Origin of the sequence: Xenorhabdus bovienii, assembly GCF_024721015.1 — a bacterium.
Taxonomy (GTDB): Bacteria; Pseudomonadota; Gammaproteobacteria; order Enterobacterales; family Enterobacteriaceae; genus Xenorhabdus; species Xenorhabdus bovienii.
On sequence record NZ_JANAIF010000023.1, the window covers coordinates 39,338 to 60,184 of the forward strand.

The following is a 20,847-nucleotide window of genomic DNA, read 5'->3' on the forward strand; positions in this document are numbered from 1 at the left end:
AAAATGAATGATAATGAATTAATATCTTTACCATTAGCAGAACGTAAAAGACTACTTGAGTTAGCTAAAGCAGCAAAACTAACTCGTCAGCAGACACAAAAAACAGAAATCCATGCACAACCCCGTGATGGGAATGTGCCATTGTCCTGGGCGCAACAGCGCCTCTGGTTTTTAACGCAATTAGATCCCGCGGCACAAACGGCATACCACATGTCGGCAGGGCTGAACCTGCAAGGTCACCTGAATCAGAACGCGCTTAAAGCCGCGCTGGATCAGATTGTGGCACGTCATGAAATTCTGCGTACCACCATCGTGGACGTCGAAGGACAGCCCCAACAAATCATTGGCAGTGCCGATAGTGGTTTTGCGTTATCTGTACAAGATCTCAGCCCGTTACCCAGCACAGAACAGCAGGCGGCTGTAGAAGAATGCGCCCAGCGTGAAGCCCTCCTTCCCTTCGATTTTACTCAGGGGCCTTTGATTAGGGGGCGACTGCTCCGTCTGGCAGAAGAGAGCCATGTTCTGTTATTAACTCAGCATCACATCATCTCCGATGGCTGGTCGGTCAATATCTTGATGCAGGAACTTTCCACGCTTTATCAGGCCTTCTGTCAGGATCAGGCCGAACCATTACCCGCCTTGACACTCCAGTATGCTGACTATGCGCTCTGGCAGCGGCAATGGTTACAGGGTGACGTGCTGGAAAAACAGTTAGACTACTGGCGCAGTGAATTGCAGGGCGCACCGGTGATTTTAGAGTTACCCACCGACAAACCGCGTCCAACCCAACAGAGTTATGCCGGAAGCCGGGTCGATATAACACTGCCGCCTGCATTGAGTACCGAGTTAAAGGCATTCAGTCAGCGTCACGGCATTACCTTATTTATGACCTTATTGGCCGGATGGGCGGTATTACTTTCCCGTATCAGCGGACAACACGATCTGGTGATAGGCTCTCCCGTCGCGAATCGCCAACGGCATGAGCTGGAGCCGCTAATAGGCTTTTTTGTCAATACGTTAGCGTTACGGATCCAACTGGGTGACAACCCCAGCGTCAGCGAGCTGTTGGCACGGGTGAAAAATCATGCTCTGGGGGCTTATGCACATCAGGATCTGCCATTCGAGCAATTAGTTGAGGCGTTAAAACCGCCGCGTAGCTTGGGCCATAGTCCTATTTTTCAAGTGATGCTGGCTCTGGATAATACGCCGGGACAGCAATATTTCGAGCTGGATGGGCTGCATCTGCATGAACTGCCACGAACCCGAGACAGTGCCTATTTTGACCTGACCTTAACACTGAATGATACTGAGCAAAGTTTAGTCGGTGATCTGGAATATGCCAGTGATCTTTTTGAACATGCCAGCATTGAGCGGATGGTCGGTTACCTGCAAACCATCCTGTCAGCTATGGTGGCCGATGACAGCCTGCGGGTAGACGATCTTCCCCTGCTGACCTCTTCACAACGCACTCAGTTATTGGCGAACTTTAACGATACCGCCATTCCATATCCAAAAAATGCTCTGATCCATCAGTTGTTCGAACAACAGGTGGAGCGCACTCCTGATAAAATTGCCCTGGTCTGGGGAGAAACTCAACTGAGTTACTCCGAGCTGAATCAGCGAGCCAATCAACTGGCACACAGCATAATGGCATCGGGAGTCCATCCGGATGATCGCGTCGCAATTTGTGCCGAGCGCAGTCTGGATATGGTCATCGGCCTCGTAGGGATTTTGAAGGCGGGCGCCAGTTACATTCCGCTGGACCCCAATCACCCGACTGAACGGCTGGCTTATATGCTGTCTGACAGTCAGCCAGTATTAATGCTCACTCAGCAGCACCTGAAAGCCCGCCTGCCTGTCACAAACATACCGGTATGGGCACTGGATAGTGAAGAACATCAAACCTGTATCGCCAGTCAGCCAAAAGACAATATCGACGCGTCTCAGCTAGGGCTGACCTCACAGAATCTGGCTTATGTGTTATACACCTCCGGTTCGACTGGCCTGCCTAAAGGCGTCATGATCGAACACCAGAATGTGGTGCACTTAATCCATTCTCAGTTCCAGATGTCAAAATTGACACCGCATGATTGCGTACTGCAATTTGCCTCTTTCGGATTTGATAACTCTGTTGCTGAAATTTTCCCGACATTTGCTATAGGGGCAACGGTCGTTTTGCGGCCAGACCATATCAAGGTGCCGGATACGGAATTTATTACCTTTCTGCAAAATCAGGGCATCACAGTTGTCGATTTGCCCACCGCTTTCTGGCACCTGTGGGCACAAGAAATCAGCGCCGGTTATAGCTGGCCTCCTGAGCAATTACGTTCCGTCGCGGCCGGAGGAGAAAAAGCCGAGCACCGCCATCTGGTCACGTGGCTATCCAGTCCTGGCACACAAAAATGCCGCTGGCTCAATACCTATGGCCCGACAGAAACCACCGTCAATGCAACCTCGATCGTTATCGATAAAGAAAATCTCTGCACCTATGAAGATATCCCGATAGGCCGGCCTATCGCCAATACCCGGATCTATATTCTGGATCAACGCGGTCAACCCGTCCCGATTGGCGTAAATGGCGAAATTCATATCAGTGGCAGCGGGGTTGCGCGCGGGTATCTGAACCGGTCTGAGCTGACAGCAGAACGTTTTATTCAAGATCCCTTCAGTGACATCCCCGGCGCCCGTATGTACAAAACCGGCGATTTAGGACGCTGGCTACCGGATGGCACCATCAGCTATTCGGGTCGCAATGACTTTCAGGTCAAAATTCGCGGCTTCCGCATTGAGTTGGGTGAGATAGAAGCTCAACTGGCAACCTGCGCGGGCGTCAAAGATGCCGTTGTCATCGTCAGAGAAGATGACAACGGCGATAAACGTCTGGTTGCTTACTTAATCCCACAGTCTGGTGCAATTCTGAACGCGGCCAGCCTGCGTGAACAACTCAGTGTCAATCTGGCAGATTACATGCTGCCAAGTGCCTTTGTTACACTGGAAGCCTTCCCGTTAAATCAGAACGGTAAGATAGACCGCCCGGCCCTGCCCGCTCCGGATCGTTCGGCCAGCGTCAGCCGCGAATATGCTGAACCTCAGGGTGAAATCGAGCAACAACTGGCCGCTATCTGGCAAAATTTATTGGGATTGGAGCGAATCGGCCGCTATGACAGTTTCTTTGAACTGGGTGGACATTCTTTATTAACCGTCCAGGTCGCATCCCGTTTGCGTCAGTCTCTGAATATTGAAATAACGTTGCAGGATCTGTTTACTCAACCGGTATTAGCGGACTTAGCGCAATCATTGGTGACAGCGACCCAGTCAACACAACCGATGATCTTACCCGCCAACCGTGAGCAAGCATTACCCCTATCCTGGACACAGCAACGTCTCTGGTTTTTGGCTCAGTTAGATCCCGCCGCCCAGACGGCATACAACATGTCGGGCGGGCTGCACCTGCAAGGCCACCTGAACCAGAACGCGCTTAAAGCCGCGTTGGATCGCATCGTTGCCCGTCATGAAATTCTACGCACCACCATCGTGCAGGCCGAAGGGAAAGCCCGGCAAGTCATTGGTGATGCAGATTGCGGTTTTTCTTTAACTGTCCGGGATCTTAGTCAGTTATCTTCATCAGCGCAGCAGGCAACCATTGAGGAATGCGCCCAATTTGAAGCCAGCCATCCTTTCGATTTTGCGCAAGGGCCGTTAATCCGCGCTCAACTGCTTAAACTCGGCGAGCAGCAACATGTTCTGCTATTGACCCAACATCACATTATTTCCGATGGCTGGTCGCTTAATGTATTGATGAACGAACTTTCTGCGCTGTACCAAGCCTTCGGTCAGGGGCAAGCTGATCCATTGCCTGCATTAGCCATTCAATATGCCGACTATGCGGTTTGGCAACGGCAATGGCTGCAAGGCGAAAGGCTGGAAAAACAGTTGAGTTACTGGCGCAATGAGTTACAAGATGCCCCCACCTTATTAGAACTGCCTACTGATAAAGTCCGCCCGTCAGTACAGAGTTATCATGGTGATCAGGTCACGTTCACTTTATCGCCGGAATTAAATTCAGGGTTAAGGGCATTGAGCCAGCGCCACGGTGCGACGTTGTTCATGACATTACTGGCCGGCTGGGGAATTTTGCTGTCACGGTTAAGTGGTCAGCCCGATTTAGTGATTGGTACTCCCGTCGCCAACCGCCAGTACAGCGAGTTGGAGCCTTTAATCGGCTTCTTCGCCAATACACTGGCCCTGAGAATCAAGTTAGAAGATAACCCGACCGTCAGCGCATTATTGGCAAGAGTGAAGGCTCATGCGCTGGAAGCCTACGCCCATCAGGATCTGCCATTTGAACAATTAGTCGAAGTGCTACAACCGCCACGCAGTTTAAGTCACAGTCCGATTTTCCAAGTCATGTTGGCTTTAGATAATACATCCAGTAAACAAAGTTTCGAATTGGCGGAATTGAGCCTCAATCCGCTGGCGCTGACCAGAAATAGTGCCCATTTTGATCTCACTCTGGCACTGAGTGACACCGAAAATAGTCTGACATGTGAGTTGGAATATGCCAGCGATCTTTTTGAACGTTCCAGTATCGAGCGCATGGCGGGTTATCTGCAAAACCTGCTGGCGGCGATGGTCGCTGATGACAACCTGCGAGTCGCAGATCTGCCACTATTAATGCCACATGAACGCACTCAATTACTGACCGACTTTAACGATACCGCCGTCACCTATCCGCAGGACAAACTGCTGTCGCAGTTATTTGAACAACAGGTAGAGCACACACCTGATGCCATTGCCCTAATCTGGGAAGACGCTCAACTCAGTTATGCCGAACTGAACCAGCGCGCCAACCAACTGGCTCACGCCCTGATTGCCTTTGGCGTTCAGCCCGATGACCGCGTGGCAATTTGTATCGAGCGTAATCTCAACATGGTGATTGGGATGCTGGGCATACTCAAAGCCGGTGCCGGTTATGTTCCGCTCGACCCGGAATACCCTGCCGAGCGGCTGGCCTATATCCTGTCAGACAGTGCGCCAAAATTACTGCTCACCCAACAGCATTTGCAGGCACAATTGCCGGTAGAGAAACTCCCGGTCTGGCAACTGGACGATACTGGCCATTTAAATAGCGTGGCACAGCAACCGACCGATAACCCTGATCCACGCCAGTTGGGGCTCTTTCCGCATCATCTGGCCTATATCATCTATACCTCCGGCTCTACGGGTCTGCCCAAAGGGGTGATGATTGAACATCACAACGTCGTGAATTTCACCTACTCCCAATGCCAGACCAGTGAACTCAAATCCACTGACCGCGTTCTGCAATTTGCGTCAGTTTCATTTGATACCGCCGTGTCTGAAATTTTCCCGACGTTGTCAGTCGGGGCGACTTTAATCCTGCGTCCGGCGCATATTCGCATCCCGGATGCCACTTTTAGTCATTTCTTGCAGGAGCAGGCGATCAGCGTCATCGATCTGCCCACCGCCTTCTGGCACCAGTGGGTACAGGAGATGAAAGCCGGCCGCAGTGGTTTCAGCTCCCATGTACGTTCGGTCACGGTCGGCGGTGAGAAAGCCGAACACCGTCATTTCGTCACTTGGCAATCAATGCCGGAAACCCGGCACTGCCGCTGGATCGATACTTACGGGCCAACGGAAACGACGGTCAGTGCCACTGCGCTGACACTGGATGGCCCTGCTTCCTATGTAACAGAATCCTTGTCGATTGGCCGTCCCCTGATCAATACCCACGTTTATATTCTTGATACACAGGGGCAGCCCGTCCCCATCGGTGTCACCGGAGAAATCTACATTGGTGGCGCAGGCGTTGCCCGGGGTTATCTGAACCGCCCTGAACTCACCGCCGAGCGTTTTGTGTCCGACCCATTCCGTGAACAACCCCATGCACGGATGTACCGGACGGGCGATCTGGGCTGCTGGCGACCGGATGGCACAATTGTCTACCTCGGCCGCAATGATTTTCAGGTCAAGATCCGCGGCTTTCGCATTGAACTGGGCGAAATTGAGTCTCAGTTGGCCGCCTGTACAGGGGTCAGTGATGCCGTGGTGGTGGCACGTGAAGAGGGCAGCGGCGATAAACGTCTGGTGGCGTACCTCGTACCGAAGTCCGATGTCACACTGGATGCCGCCAGCCTGCGCGAACAACTGAGCACCCACTTGGCTGAATATATGTTGCCGAGTGCATTCGTGATACTGGATGCCTTCCCGCTGAACCCGAACGGCAAACTGGATCGCAAGGCGCTGCCCGCACCCGACCACGCCGCCACCGTCAGCCGTGAATATCAAGCTCCTCAGGGAGAGATGGAGCAGCAACTGGCCGTTATCTGGCAAACCTTGCTGGGGCTGGAACAGGTCGGGCGTCAGGACAATTTCTTTGAATTGGGTGGGCATTCCCTGCTGGTGGTCAGCCTGATTGAACAACTGCGCCAAAGCAGTCTGAATCTGGATGTCAGCGCCGTCTTTTCTTCGCCAACACTGGCGGCGATGGCGGCGCGTCTGATAGTGAAAACGTCTGATGGTGCTACTGGCACTAGCGTACAAAACGTGCCGCCGAATCTCATCACCGACGGTTGTCAGTCCATTACACCGGAGATGCTGCCACTGGTGGCACTGACACAGGATAACATTGACCAGATCGTCGCCCAAATTCCCGGAGGTGTCTCCAATATTCAGGATATCTATCCGTTGGGGCCATTGCAGGAAGGCATTCTGTTCCACCATTTACTGGAAACAACCGGTGACACCTATCTCGACAACCAGCTGATGACCTTTGACAGCCGCCCGCGTCTGGACACGTTTTTGCTGGCACTACAACAGGTTATCAACCGTCACGATATCCTGCGCAGTGCGGTTCACTGGAACGGCCTGCCGGAGCCGGTACACGTGGTTCATCGTCAAGCCCCTCTTCCCATTGCCGAGCTGACGCTGTCGCCGGAACACGATGCCGAACAGCAGTTGCGCGATGCTACCGATTCTCGCTCGGTACGGATGGATCTGACTCAAGCCCCGTTATTGTCTATCAAGCTTGCCAAAGATCCGCATAGTGAAACCTGGTTTCTGGCTTTACTGCACCACCATCTGGTGTGTGATCACCTGTCGCTGGAGATGATATTTAACGAAGTGCAGGCAATGCTACTGGGACAGGATGACTCGTTGGCACCATCGTTGCCTTACCGCAACTTTATCGCCCAGACCCGCACCGTGCCGCTTGAAAAACATCAGGACTACTTCCACCAGCTCTTGGGTGATATCGATGAACCTACCCTGCCCTTTGGTTTACTCGATATACAAGGCAACTCTGATGAACAGAGTGAAATAGCAGAAGCCAACTTCACTTTAGATAACGAACTGGCCCGAAAAATACGTGACTGCGCCCGTCAGCAGGGCGTCAGTGCGGCGGTATTGTTCCACGTCGCTTGGGCGCAGGTAGTGGCGCAATGCAGCGGACGGGATGATGTCGTTTTCGGTACGGTATTACTGGGAAGATTACAGGGAGGCTCAGGTGCCGATCAAGTCCTCGGTATGTTTATCAATACCTTGCCTGTGCGCGTTTTATTGCAGGAACGCACGGTGCGACAAACCGTTCAGGAAACTTACCAGCAGTTAAGTTTATTGCTGGAACACGAACAGACCCCGCTGGCCATCGCCCAGCGTTGCAGCCGTGTGCAGGCGCCTCAACCTCTCTTTAACAGCCTGCTTAATTTCCGCCATAGCCAGCGTGACGATAAACAGTCTGCATCACCAGCTTGGGAAGGTATTCAGATCCTCAGCGGTGAAGAACGCAGTAATTATCCTCTGTCGCTGGATGTGGATGACTTCGATGATGGCTTTGCCCTGACCGCCCAGTGTAACCGACAGGTTGATCCGGCACGCATTAACACTTTTATGGATACCGTGCTGAGAGAGCTGGTGGCCGCACTGCAAAACGTCTCTGAACAGAGTATTCAATCTCTCGCCGTCCTGCCGCCAGATGAACGCACTCGGTTACTGGTGGACTTTAACAATACGGCGGCTTCCTATCCGCAAAATGTCCTGCTCCACCAGCCATTCGAACAGCAAGCGGAACGCACACCGGAGGCCATTGCCTTAATCTGGGAAGGCACTCAGCTCAGCTACACCGAACTGAACCAGCGCGCTAACCAACTGGCACATCACCTGATTTCGTCCGGCGTTCAGCCCGATGATCGGGTGGCGATCTGTATCGAACGCAATCTTGACATGGTGATTAGTATGCTGGGCATATTAAAAGCCGGTGCAGGTTACGTTCCGCTCGATCCGGCCTACCCTGCCGAACGTCTGGCCTATATCCTGTCAGACAGTGCGCCGAAATTACTGCTCACTCAGCAGCATTTGCAGGGGCGATTAGCCGTAGAGGATCTCCCCGTCTGGCGACTGGACGATGCCGACCATTTAAGTACCGTGGCACAGCAACCGACCGATAACCCTGACTCACGCCGACTGGAGCTACAGCCGCATCATCTGGCCTATATCATCTATACCTCCGGCTCCACCGGACTGCCTAAAGGCGTGATGATTGAGCACCGCAACGTGGTGAATTTCACCTATGCCCAGTGTCAGGTCAGTGAACTCAAATCCACTGACCGCGTCCTGCAATTTGCCTCGGTTTCGTTTGATACTGCCGTGTCTGAGATTTTCCCCACATTGGCCGTCGGCGCGACCTTAATCCTGCGACCGGCGCATATTCAAGTACCGGATACCACCTTTAGTGATTTCCTGCGGGAGCAGGCGATCAGTATCGTGGATCTGCCCACCGCCTTCTGGCACCAGTGGGTACAGGAGATGAAAGCCGGCCGCAGTGGTTTCAGTTCCCTGCTGCGTTCGGTCACGGTCGGCGGTGAAAAAGCCGAACTGCGTCATTACCTCACTTGGCAATCGATGCCGGAAACCCGGAATTGCCGCTGGATCGACTCCTACGGGCCAACCGAAACGACCGTTATCACCACGGCGCTGGCACTGGACAACCCGACCGCCGATGCTTCCCGTGCGATGGAAACGTTGTCGATTGGCCGCCCGATTGCTAATACCCGGATCTATATTCTCGACACGCGGGGGCAGCCTGTACCCACCGGCGTCACCGGAGAAATCTACATTGGCGGCGCGGGGGTTGCCCGAGGTTACCTGAACCGGCCTGAACTCACCACCGAACGTTTTGTATCCGATCCCTACAGTGAGCAACCCAATGCGCGGATGTACCGGACAGGCGATCTGGGCTGCTGGCAACCGGATGGCACGATAGTCTATCTCGGCCGCAATGACTTTCAGGTCAAGCTCCGTGGCTTCCGCATTGAACTGGGTGAAATCGAAACCCAACTGGCCGCCTGCCTGGGTGTCAAGGATGCCGTGGTGGTGGCGCGTGAAGAGGATGCCGGTGATAAGCGTCTGGTGGCTTATGTGATCCCGCAACCCGATGCGTCTTTGGACGCAGCCAGCCTGCGTGAACAACTGAGCACGCACCTGACGGAATATATGCTGCCGAGTGCGTTCGTGATACTGGATGCCTTCCCGCTGACGCCGAGTGGAAAACTGGATCGCAAAGCCCTGCCGGCACCCGGTCGTTCCGCCAGCACCAGCCATGAATATGAAGCCCCTCAAGGTGAAATTGAACCGCAACTGGCCGCTATCTGGCAGACCCTGCTGGGACTAGAGCAGGTTGGGCGCCATGATAACTTCTTTGAGTTAGGCGGGAATTCATTATCCATCATGCGGTTATCCACTCACCTGCGTGAAGAATTCCACCTTGAAATTCCTATTGCAGACATTTTTCATCACTCAACACTGTATAAACTTGCTGAACTTATTCTATCAAGACAAATTGAAACCTTTTTCGCCCAAGATATAGAGTCGGTACAAAAAGAGTTGGAGAACCTGTCTGAAGAAGAGTTGCTTGCCATGTTAAATGGAGATCAACAATGAACATCAATGAACAAACTCTGGATAAATTACGGCAGGCAGTGCTCCAGAAAAAAATTAAAGAACGCATCCAAAATAGCCTGAGTACTGAAAAATATCAGATCCAGCCCAGAACTGACCCACAACAGGCGTTACCGCTATCCTGGGCGCAGCAGCGCCTATGGTTCCTTGCTCAATTGGATCCCGCCGCACAGACGGCGTATCACATACCGGCTGGCCTTCATCTGCAAGGCCAGATGAACCAAAGCGCATTACAGGCCACGCTGGATAGCCTGGTGGCACGCCATGAAATTTTGCGAACCACCATTGCGCTGGTCGAGGGGAAAGCACAGCAAATCATTGGCGATGCAGACTGCGGCTTTGCTTTAACCATTCAGGATCTCAGTCAGTTGCCTGAAGCAGAACAACAAACCACTGTCGAAGAATATACGCAGTCTGAAGCGAGCCATCCCTTTGATTTTGAACATGGCCCGTTGATACGGGGACGATTACTCAAGCTCTCGCAGGATAGCCATATCCTGCTGTTAACTCAGCATCACATTATCTCCGATGGCTGGTCAATCAATGTGTTGATGCAGGAACTCTCGACGCTTTACCACACTTTCGATCAGGGTCTGGCAAACCCATTACCGCCATTGACGCTCCAGTATGCCGACTATGCGCTCTGGCAACGGCAATGGCTGCAAGGCGAAGTGCTGGAAAAACAATTGGATTACTGGTGCAATGCACTACAGGATGCCCCTGCGCTCTTAACACTCCCCACAGACAGACCCCGGCCGCCACAGCAGAGTTATGCTGGTGGAAGCGTTGAGATCACGTTCCCTGCGACGCTGAATGCACAATTAAAAACACTCGGCCAACGTCATGGGACAACCTTATTTATGACCCTGTTGGCGGGCTGGGCAGTGTTACTCTCCCGCATCAGTGGACAGAAGGATCTGGTAATAGGCACGCCCGTCGCAAATCGCCAGCATCGTGAACTGGAGCCTTTGCTCGGTTTCTTTGTCAATACGTTAGCGCTGCGGGTACAGTTGCATGACAACCCAACCGTCAGTGAGCTATTGGCACAGGTGAAAGCCCATACCCTGAATGCTTACGTGCATCAGGATCTGCCATTCGAACAGTTAGTTGAAGCGTTAAAACCCCCGCGCAGCCTGAGCCATAGCCCGATCTTTCAGGTCATGCTGTCTCAGGAAAATACGCCGGGGCAACAAAACGTTGAACTACCGGGGCTGACGATCAGTGAGCTGGATCTACCTGAAAACAGCTCACACTTCGACCTGTCGTTATCCCTGAATGATAGCGAAAACGGATTGGTGGGCGCACTGGAATACGCCCGCGATCTTTTTGACTCTTCCAGCATTGAGCGCATGGTTGGTTACCTGACCACCCTGCTCACCGCCATGACAGCGGATGACACGCTGCGGGTGGAAGAGCTGCCACTCTTGATGTCACAAGAGCGTACCCGGCTATTGGTGGATTTTAACGAAACTACCGTGGCCTATCCGAAAGATATTCTGCTCCATCAGATGGTTGAGCAACAGGTCGAGCGTACACCGGATGCTATTGCCTTAATCTGGGAAGACACTCAACTCAGCTACGCCGAACTGAACCAGCGCGCCAACCAACTGGCTCACGCCCTGATTGACTTTGGCGTTCAGCCCGATGACCGCGTGGCGATTTGTGCCGAGCGTAGCCCCGACATGATCATTGGGATGCTGGGCATATTAAAAGCCGGGGCGGGTTATATTCCGCTGGATACCGAATACCCTGCCGAGCGGCTGGCCTATATCCTATCAGACAGTGCACCAAAATTACTGCTTACTCAACAGCATTTGCAGGCACGATTAGCGGTAGACGGCCTGCCCGTCTGGCGACTGGACGATGCCGGCTATTTAAATGCCGTGGCACAGCAACCGACACACAACCCTGAACTGTGCCAAGCAGGGTTACTGCCACATCATCTGGCCTATATTATCTATACCTCTGGCTCCACGGGGCAGCCCAAAGGCGTGATGATTGAGCACCGCAACGTGGTGAATTTTGTCCATTCCCAATGCCAGATCAATGAACTCAAATCCACGGATCGCGTTCTCCAATTTTCCTCGGTTTCCTTTGATACAGCCGTCTCTGAAGTTTTCCCGACGTTGTCAGTCGGTGCGACCTTAATCCTGCGTCCGGCGCATATTCGTATACCCGATGCCACCTTCGGTCATTTCTTGCAGGAACAGAGGATCAGCATCGCAGAACTGCCCACCGCCTTCTGGCACCAGTGGGTACAGGAGATGAAAGCCGGCCGCAGTGGTTTCAGTTCCCATCTGCGTTCAGTCACGGTCGGCGGCGAAAAAGCCGAACACCGTCATTTCGTCACCTGGCAGTCGATGCCGGAAACCCAGAATTGCCGCTGGCTCGACACCTACGGGCCAACGGAAACTACCGTCATTGCCACTGCGCTGACACTAAACAGCCATGCCGCCCGTTCTTTCTGTGCGGCGGAAACCTTGTCGATTGGCCGCCCGATTGCCAATACCCGAATCTATATTCTTGATACACAGGGGCAACCCGTACCGATTGGTGTCGCCGGAGAAATCTATATTGGCGGCGCAGGTGTAGCCCGGGGTTATCTGAACCAGCCTGAACTCACCGCCGAGCGTTTTGTGTCCGACCCATTCAGTGAACAGCCCCATGCCCGCATGTACCGGACGGGCGATCTGGGCTGCTGGCAACCGGATGGCACAATTGTTTATCTCGGCCGCAATGACTTTCAGGTTAAGATCCGCGGATTCCGTATTGAACTGGGGGAAATCGAAGCGCAATTGGCCGACTGTTCCGGTGTCAGTGATGCCGTGGTGGTGGCGCGTGAAGAAGGTGCAGGCGATAAACGTCTGGTGGCGTACATCGTGCCGAAGTCTGATGTCACATTGGATGCCGCCAGCCTGCGCGAACAACTGAGCACCCACTTGGCTGAATATATGCTGCCGAGTGCATTCGTGATATTAGATGCCTTCCCACTGAACCCGAACGGAAAACTGGATCGTAAAGCGCTGCCGGTGCCAGATCGTACCGCCATAATCAGCCGTGAATATCAGGCACCTCAAGGGGAAACCGAGCAGCAACTGGCCGCGGTTTGGCAAAATCTGTTGGGGTTAGAGCAGATTGGACGTCAAGACAACTTCTTTGAACTAGGCGGGCATTCACTGCTGGTCGTCAGCCTGATCGAACAACTGCGCCAACGCGGTCTCGCCGTGAGTGTCAGTGCGGTTTTCTCAGCCCCGACGCTAGCCGCTATGGCCGCACATTTAACCGATGATGCCGCATCTGATACCCGTACGCAGGCCGTTCCCCCGAACCTGATCCCGGACGATTGCCAAGCCATCACGCCGGAGATGTTGCCACTGGTCACACTGACACAGGACAATATTGACCAGCTTGTTACCCGAGTCAGCGGCGGGGCGGCCAACATTCAGGATATTTACCCGCTGGGGCCATTGCAGGAAGGCATTCTGTTCCACCATATGCTGGAAACAACGGGAGACACCTATCTCGACAGCCAGCTTATGACCTTTGACAGCCGCCAACGGCTGGATGCGTTTCTGCTGGCGCTGCAACAGGTGATCGATCGTCATGATATCCTGCGTAGCGCCGTCCACTGGCATGGGCAGCCGGAGCCGGTACAGGTAGTTTACCATCAGGCTCCTCTTCCTGTGATAGTGTTAGCCCTGTCACCAGAGGAAGACGCTGAACAGCAATTACGCCGCCATACTGATTCCCGCTCCATACGGATGGATATCACCCAAGCGCCGTTAATGTCAGCCAATATTGCCAAAGATCCGCATAGCGAAACCTGGCTGCTGTCCTTGCTGCACCATCATCTGGTGTGTGATCACCTGTCACTGGAGCTGATATTTAATGAAGTCCAGACATTGCTGCTGGGACAAGGTGACCATTTACAGCCCGCGTTGCCCTACCGCAATTTCATCGCTCAGACCCGAAGCGTTCCCGTTGAAAAACATCAGGCTTATTTTCAACAGTTGCTAGGTGATGTTGATGAACCCACTCTGCCCTTTGGTTTACTGGATGTTCAGGCAAGTAATAATGAGATCGCAGAAGCCGTTTTAACACTGGATGACGAACTGGCGCAGAGGATACAAGACTGCGCCCGTCAGCAGGGAGTCAGCGCCGCCGTCCTGTTCCATGTCGCTTGGGCACAAGTGCTGGCGCAATGCAGTAATCGGGAAGATGTGGTCTTCGGTACGGTGTTATTGGGACGGTTACAGGGCGGTGAGGATACGACCCGAATACTGGGTATGTTTATCAATACCTTACCCGTTCGTGTCATCTTGCAGGATCGCAGTGTTCAACAAACGGTACAGGAGACTTATCAGCAACTCAGTCAGTTACTGGCACATGAGCAGGCGCCACTGGCGGTTGCCCAGCGTTGCAGTGGGATTCCTGTTTCCCTGCCCCTGTTTAACAGCCTGCTCAATTTCCGTCACAGTGCAGATGATGACGAGCAGGATCTGTCACTCGCCTGGGAAGGTATCCAGACCCTCAGTGGTAAAGAGCGTAGTAATTATCCTCTGTCGCTGGATGTGGACGCCTTCGATGACGGTTTTGCGCTGACCGCTCAATGCAGCCAGCAAATTGATCCTGCCCGCATTAACGCTTATATGGATATTGCCCTGCAAGAGCTGGCGGCGGCGCTGCAAAATCAGCCTGAACAAAGTATCCAGTCCTTGACTATCCTGCCATCAGCAGAACGTTCTCAGTTGCTAGCAGACTTTAACAATACCGCAGTGGCCTATCCGCAGGATAAGCTGCTACCGCAGTTATTTGAGCAGCAAGTAGAGCACACACCGGATGCGATTGCCTTAATCTGGGAAGATCACTCTCTCAGTTACACCAAATTGAACCAGCGCGCCAACCAACTGGCTCACGCCCTGATTGCTTTTGGTGTTCAGCCTGATGACCGCGTGGCGATTTGTATTGAGCGCAATCTCGACATGGTGATTGGGATGCTCGGCATATTAAAAGCCGGGGCGGGTTATGTTCCGCTTGACCCTGAATACCCTGCCGAACGTCTGGCCTATATCCTGTCAGACAGTGCGCCCAAATTACTGCTCACCCAGCAGCATTTGCAGGCACGATTGCCGGTAGAAGATCTGGCCGTCTGGCAACTGGACGAAGCCCGCCATTTAAATAGCGTGGCACCGCAACCGACCGATAACCCTGATCCACGCCAGTTGGGGCTGCATCCCCATCATCTGGCCTATATCATCTATACCTCCGGCTCCACCGGTCTGCCCAAAGGGGTGATGATTGAACACCATAACGTGGTGAATTTCACCTATGCCCAATGCCAGAACAGTGAGCTCAAATCCACTGACCGCGTCCTGCAATTTGCCTCAGTTTCATTTGATACCGCCGTGTCTGAAATTTTCCCGACGCTGGCCGTTGGCGCAACCCTGATCCTGCGTCCGGCGCATATTCGCATACCGGATGCTACCTTCAGTCAGTTCTTGCAGGAGCAGGCAATCAGCGTCGCCGATCTGCCCACCGCCTTCTGGCACCAGTGGGTACAAGAGATGAAAGCCGGCCGCAGTGGTTTCAGTTCCCACCTGCGTTCGGTCACGGTCGGCGGTGAAAAAGCCGAACACCGCCATTTCGTCACTTGGCAATCGATGCCGGAAACCCGGCATTGCCGCTGGATCGACACTTACGGGCCAACGGAAACGACGGTCAGTGCCACTGCCCTGACACTGGATAACCCTGCTTCCTATGGCATGGAAACCCTGTCGATTGGCCATCCTCTTATCAATACCTACATTTATATTCTTGATACGCGGGGACAACCCGTCCCCATTGGTGTCACCGGAGAAATCTATATTGGTGGCGCAGGGGTTGCCAGGGGCTATCTGAACCGACCTGAACTCACCGCAGAACGTTTTGTGTCCGACCCATTCAGTGAACAACCTCATGCGCGGATGTACCGGACGGGCGATCTGGGCTGCTGGCGACCAGATGGCACCATTGTCTACCTCGGCCGCAATGATTTTCAGGTCAAAATCCGTGGCTTCCGCATTGAACTGGGTGAAATCGAAAACCAGTTAGCCGCCTGTGTGGGGGTCAGTGATGCCGTGGTGGTGGCGCGTGAAGAAGGCGCAGGCGATAAACGTCTGGTGGCTTACCTCGTGCCAAAGTCCGGTGTCACGTTGGATGCAGCCGATTTGCGCGAACAATTGAGTATTCACCTGGCAGAATATATGCTGCCGAGCGCATTCGTGATACTGGATACGTTCCCTCTAAACCCGAATGGCAAACTGGATCGCAAGGCCTTGCCGGCACCCGATCACGCTGCCTCCGTCAGCCGTGAATTTCAGGCTCCTCAGGGTGAAACCGAACAACAACTCGCCTCTGTCTGGCAGACCCTGCTGGGACTGGAACAAGTCGGGCGTCATGACAACTTCTTTGAATTGGGCGGGCATTCGCTGCTGGTCGTCAGCCTGATTGAACAACTGCGCCAACGCAATCTGACTCTAGATGTCAGTAGCGTCTTCTCTTCGCCGACATTGGCGGCGATGGCGGTTCGTCTGGCCGCGTCAGATTCTGATGGCTCTGCCGGCATAAGCGTACCGCCGAATCTCATCACCGACGATTGCCAGATTATTACACCGGAGATGCTGCCGCTGGTGGCACTGACGCAGACCAACATTGACCAAATCGTTACCCAAGTCTCCGGCGGGATCAGTAACATTCAGGATATCTACCCGCTGGGGCCATTGCAGGAAGGCATTCTGTTCCACCATTTACTGGAAACGGAAGGCGATACTTATCTGGACAACCTGTTGATGACCTTTGACAGCCGCCAGCGTCTGGATGCGTTTTTACTCGCGCTGCAACAGGTGTTCCACCGCCACGATATTCTGCGCAGTGCGATCCTCTGGGATGACCTGCCGCAGCCGGTACAGGTGGTTTATCGTCAGGCACCGATCCCCGTCACAGAGTTAACCCTGTCACCGGAGGAAGAAGCCGAACAGCAACTGCGTCGCCATATTGATCCCCGCTCGGTACGGATGGATATCACCCAAGCGCCGTTAATGTCCGCCAGCCTTGCCAAAGATCCGCAGAGTGAAACCTGGCTTCTGGCTTTACTGCACCACCATCTGGTGTGTGATCACCAGTCGCTGGAGATGATATTTAACGAAGTGCAGGCAATCATGATAGGCCAGAGCGACGATCTGCCGTCGTCACTGCCCTACCGTAACTTTATTGCCCAGACTCGCGCCGTACCGCTTGAAAAACATCAGGACTATTTCCGCCAGCTTTTGGGCGATGTGGATGAACCCACCCTGCCCTTTGGCTTACAGGAAGTCTATGGTGAAGATAGCAACATCATAGAAGCGGAATTCGATCTGGATGCTTCGTTTGCGCAGACACTACGGGAATGTGCCCGTCAGCAGGGAGTCAGTGCCGCAGTACTGTTCCACGTCGCCTGGGCGCAGGTATTGGCACAATGCAGCGGACGGGATGATGTCGTCTTCGGTACGGTGTTATTGGGACGGTTACAGGGTGTTGCCGGCGCCGATCAGACACTGGGGATGTTTATGAATACATTACCCATACGGATCAAGCTGAGTACCTTCAATGTACAGCAGGTCGTCCAGCAAACTTATCGCTTATTGAGTGAATTACTGGAGCATGAGCAGGCACCGCTGGCAATGGCTCAAAATTGCAGTGGAGTTACCCCGCCTCTGCCATTGTTCAGTAGCCTGTTGAATTATCGTCATAATCAGGATGATACCCAGCAGACAACCCTCACGGCCTGGGAAGGCATCGGATTGTTAAATGTCGATGAGCGCACCAACTATCCTCTGAGTTTATCTGTCGATGACACCGCGCAAGGCTTTACACTGGTCGCACAATGTGTTCCGGAACTTGATCCCATGCGGATTAATAACTTCATGAACACGGTGTTACAGGGTTTAGTTGAAAGCCTGAAAAATTCGCCGGAACAAACCTGCCTGCAACTCAACATACTGCCGCAGGAAGAACGTACACAGCTTCTGCGAACATTCAACAACACCCGTGAGGCTTACCCGCAGGATCAACTGATCCACCAGCTCATTGAACAACAAGTAGAGCGCTCCCCTACCGCAACCGCGCTGATTTATGATGACAATCAATTGAGTTACGACGAACTGAACCGTCGGGCCAACCAACTGGCACACTATCTGATTGCGTTTGGGGTACGTCCGGATGATCGGGTCGCCATTTGTGTAGAACGTGGTCTGGAGATGGTCATCGGTTTATTGGCAATCATGAAAGCCGGGGCGGGTTATATCCCTCTCGATCCAGAATACCCCAGTGAACGCCTGTCTTATATGCTGTCAGACAGCCAGCCCACCGTATTACTGACTCAGCATAGCCTGCAAACCCGTTTGTCTGAGACTGATACGCCAATATTGATACTGGATAGTGATGAATATCAGGCAAATATCATTCATCAACCTGAGTGCAACCTGCCAGCCACCGATTTAGGTATTACATCACGTAATCTGGCCTATGTGCTGTATACCTCCGGTTCGACGGGACGCCCCAAAGGGGTCATGGTTGAGCATATTGGGGTAGTAAACCTGCTGCTATCAATGAAAGACCGGCTGCAAATCTCTGTCGATGATACCCTGCTCACCGCGACCACAATTGGCTTTGACGTTGCCGCACTTGAGCTGTATCTGCCCTTATGCAACGGCAGTACCTGCGTCATAGCGCCATCATTGACCGCCAGAGATCCAGAGCAATTAGCGGAATTGATCGCCGCACGCAACATCAAAGTCATGCAGGCGACTCCTACGACCTGGCGCATGCTGCTTGATTCCGGCTGGACAGGTGCCGCGATCAAAGCGACAAGTGGAGGAGAAGCATTACCTCACGAACTGGCACAGCGTTTAAAAGAAAAAGTCAGTGGATTGTGGAACCTGTATGGGCCGACAGAAACCACTATCTGCTCAACGGCTTCCGGCAATCTTCAGACGGAGCCAGAGAGCCGCTATACCACGCCCCAGATCACGATTGGTCGTCCGATCGCCAATACTCAGATCTACATTCTTGATAAACACGGCCATCCCGTTCCGATGGGTGTGGCCGGTGAAATTCATATCGGCGGTATTGGCGTCACGCGTGGCTATTTTAACCGTCCGGATCTCACGGTAGAGCGTTTTGTCCATGACCCATTCAGTGACGAAGCGAGGGCACCAGCTGATAGACGCATGTATAAAACGGGAGACTTGGGACGCTGGCTCCCTGACGGCAACATTGACTATCTCGGCCGTAATGATTTTCAGGTCAAAATCCGCGGATTCCGTATTGAATTAGGGGAGATTGAAGCCAGATTACTCGCCTGTTCCGATATCAAAGAAGCCGTTGTCATGGTGCGTGAAGATACCGCCAATGATAAGCGTCTGGTCGCCTATCTGGTACTACAGCCGGAGGCATCCCTGAACCCGGAGAAACTCCGTGAAACTTTACAGGCCAGTTTAGCCAGCTACATGGTTCCCAATGCCTTTGTAGCGCTGGATTCATTCCCGCAGACACCAAACGGTAAATTGGATCGTCAAGCGCTGCCATTACCGGATGACTCAGCGGTCATTGCTCAAATCGGTTATGAAGCACCTGTCGGAGAGACAGAAAATATCATTGCTGACGTCTGGCAAGAAAGCCTCGGCCTTGAACGTGTCGGAAGGCATGATCACTTCTTCGAATTGGGTGGTCACTCCTTATTGACATTGCAAGTTGTCGTGCGCTTACGTCAGGCGCTCGGCATGGATATCGCCATACGCGACCTGCTTATTCATCCGACAATCAATGAACTTGCCGCTTATCTTCAAGCGAAAAATCCATTGAGTCCCCCTCTGGCTCAACAGCAAAATATCGTCACAATCCGTAAAGGAAACGGAAAATCATCATTGTTCTTCATTCATCCGGCGGGAGGTGACGTTCAGTATGCTTACGATCTTACCGCTTATATTGATGATAAAGACCGGTCAATTTATGGGATCATCGCCAGTGATGCCTTCGGGGAAGAAAATGCCCGGTTAACCATCAGCGAAATCGCTAAAGAGTACGTTGCCTGTCTCCGTCAGACGCAGATACAGGGACCTTATGATCTGGCAGGATGGTCAGTTGGCGGAACCATTGCGTATGAAATGGCATGCCAACTGATGGCTGAAGGCGAAACCGTCAATTTTGTCGGTCTATTTGATTCAGGTGCCAGCTATCAGGACGCATTCTCTCCGGAAGAAAAACAAGCAGGTCTGCCATTTAATGAAACAGCCACATTGCTTGAAGTACTGCCAGAAAATATGCCAGCCTCTCTGCATGATGAGATCCAGAGATTAGCGGAAAACCATGACTGCGAGGCGATATTGATGCTTGCTCAACAGAACGATTTATTCCCTGCTTCTGAGAATATCAGGCATCAACTACACCTTTATCACAACATTTCTGTCGCTGCTTATCACTATATTCCATCGACAGCCACGGTTGACGTCACCCTATTCAGGGCAACGGAAGACAATGATCAGAGTAGTCACGCCCTTGGCTGGGAAGCCGTTATACCGAAAGAACGGCTAACTGTCGTTCCGATCAACGGTTCTCATGAATCCATCATGGAGCCGCCCCACATCCAAGATGTCGGAAAGGCATTACTTTCAGCCATGACGACCCCGAGAGGATATTAATCGATTTAAAGAGCGTTCGCGAAAGCGGACGCTTTTTTTTATCTGCCTCTCTAATAAGAGATTTAGTTGCTGAGGAAAAAATATAAAATCTCAAACGCTTAAAATAAAACAACCCATGATCTATTGCATTACATAATATAAATATAAATATAAATATAAA

Annotated in this window: 2 protein-coding genes; both read left to right on the forward strand. The window is 52.7% G+C overall.

The window, feature by feature from the left end; translation table 11 throughout:
- Positions 1 to 3 precede the first annotated feature (3 nt).
- The gene (locus tag NXS07_RS08305; RefSeq protein WP_258086536.1) at positions 4 to 9,954 is read left to right on the forward strand and encodes a non-ribosomal peptide synthetase; all 9,951 of its coding nucleotides are present in this window, start codon (positions 4 to 6) and stop codon (positions 9,952 to 9,954) included.
- Complete coding sequence (locus NXS07_RS08310) at positions 9,951 to 20,687, forward strand: non-ribosomal peptide synthetase (protein WP_258086537.1); 10,737 nt, start codon at positions 9,951 to 9,953, stop codon at positions 20,685 to 20,687. The genes NXS07_RS08305 and NXS07_RS08310 overlap by 4 nt, the downstream gene beginning before the upstream one ends.
- Positions 20,688 to 20,847 lie beyond the last annotated feature (160 nt).

Coding starts and splice junctions, on each gene's coding strand:
- NXS07_RS08305 (WP_258086536.1), top strand. CDS start 4: ATGAATGATAATGAATTAATATCTTTACCATTAGCAGAACGTAAAAGA.
- NXS07_RS08310 (WP_258086537.1), top strand. CDS start 9,951: ATGAACATCAATGAACAAACTCTGGATAAATTACGGCAGGCAGTGCTC.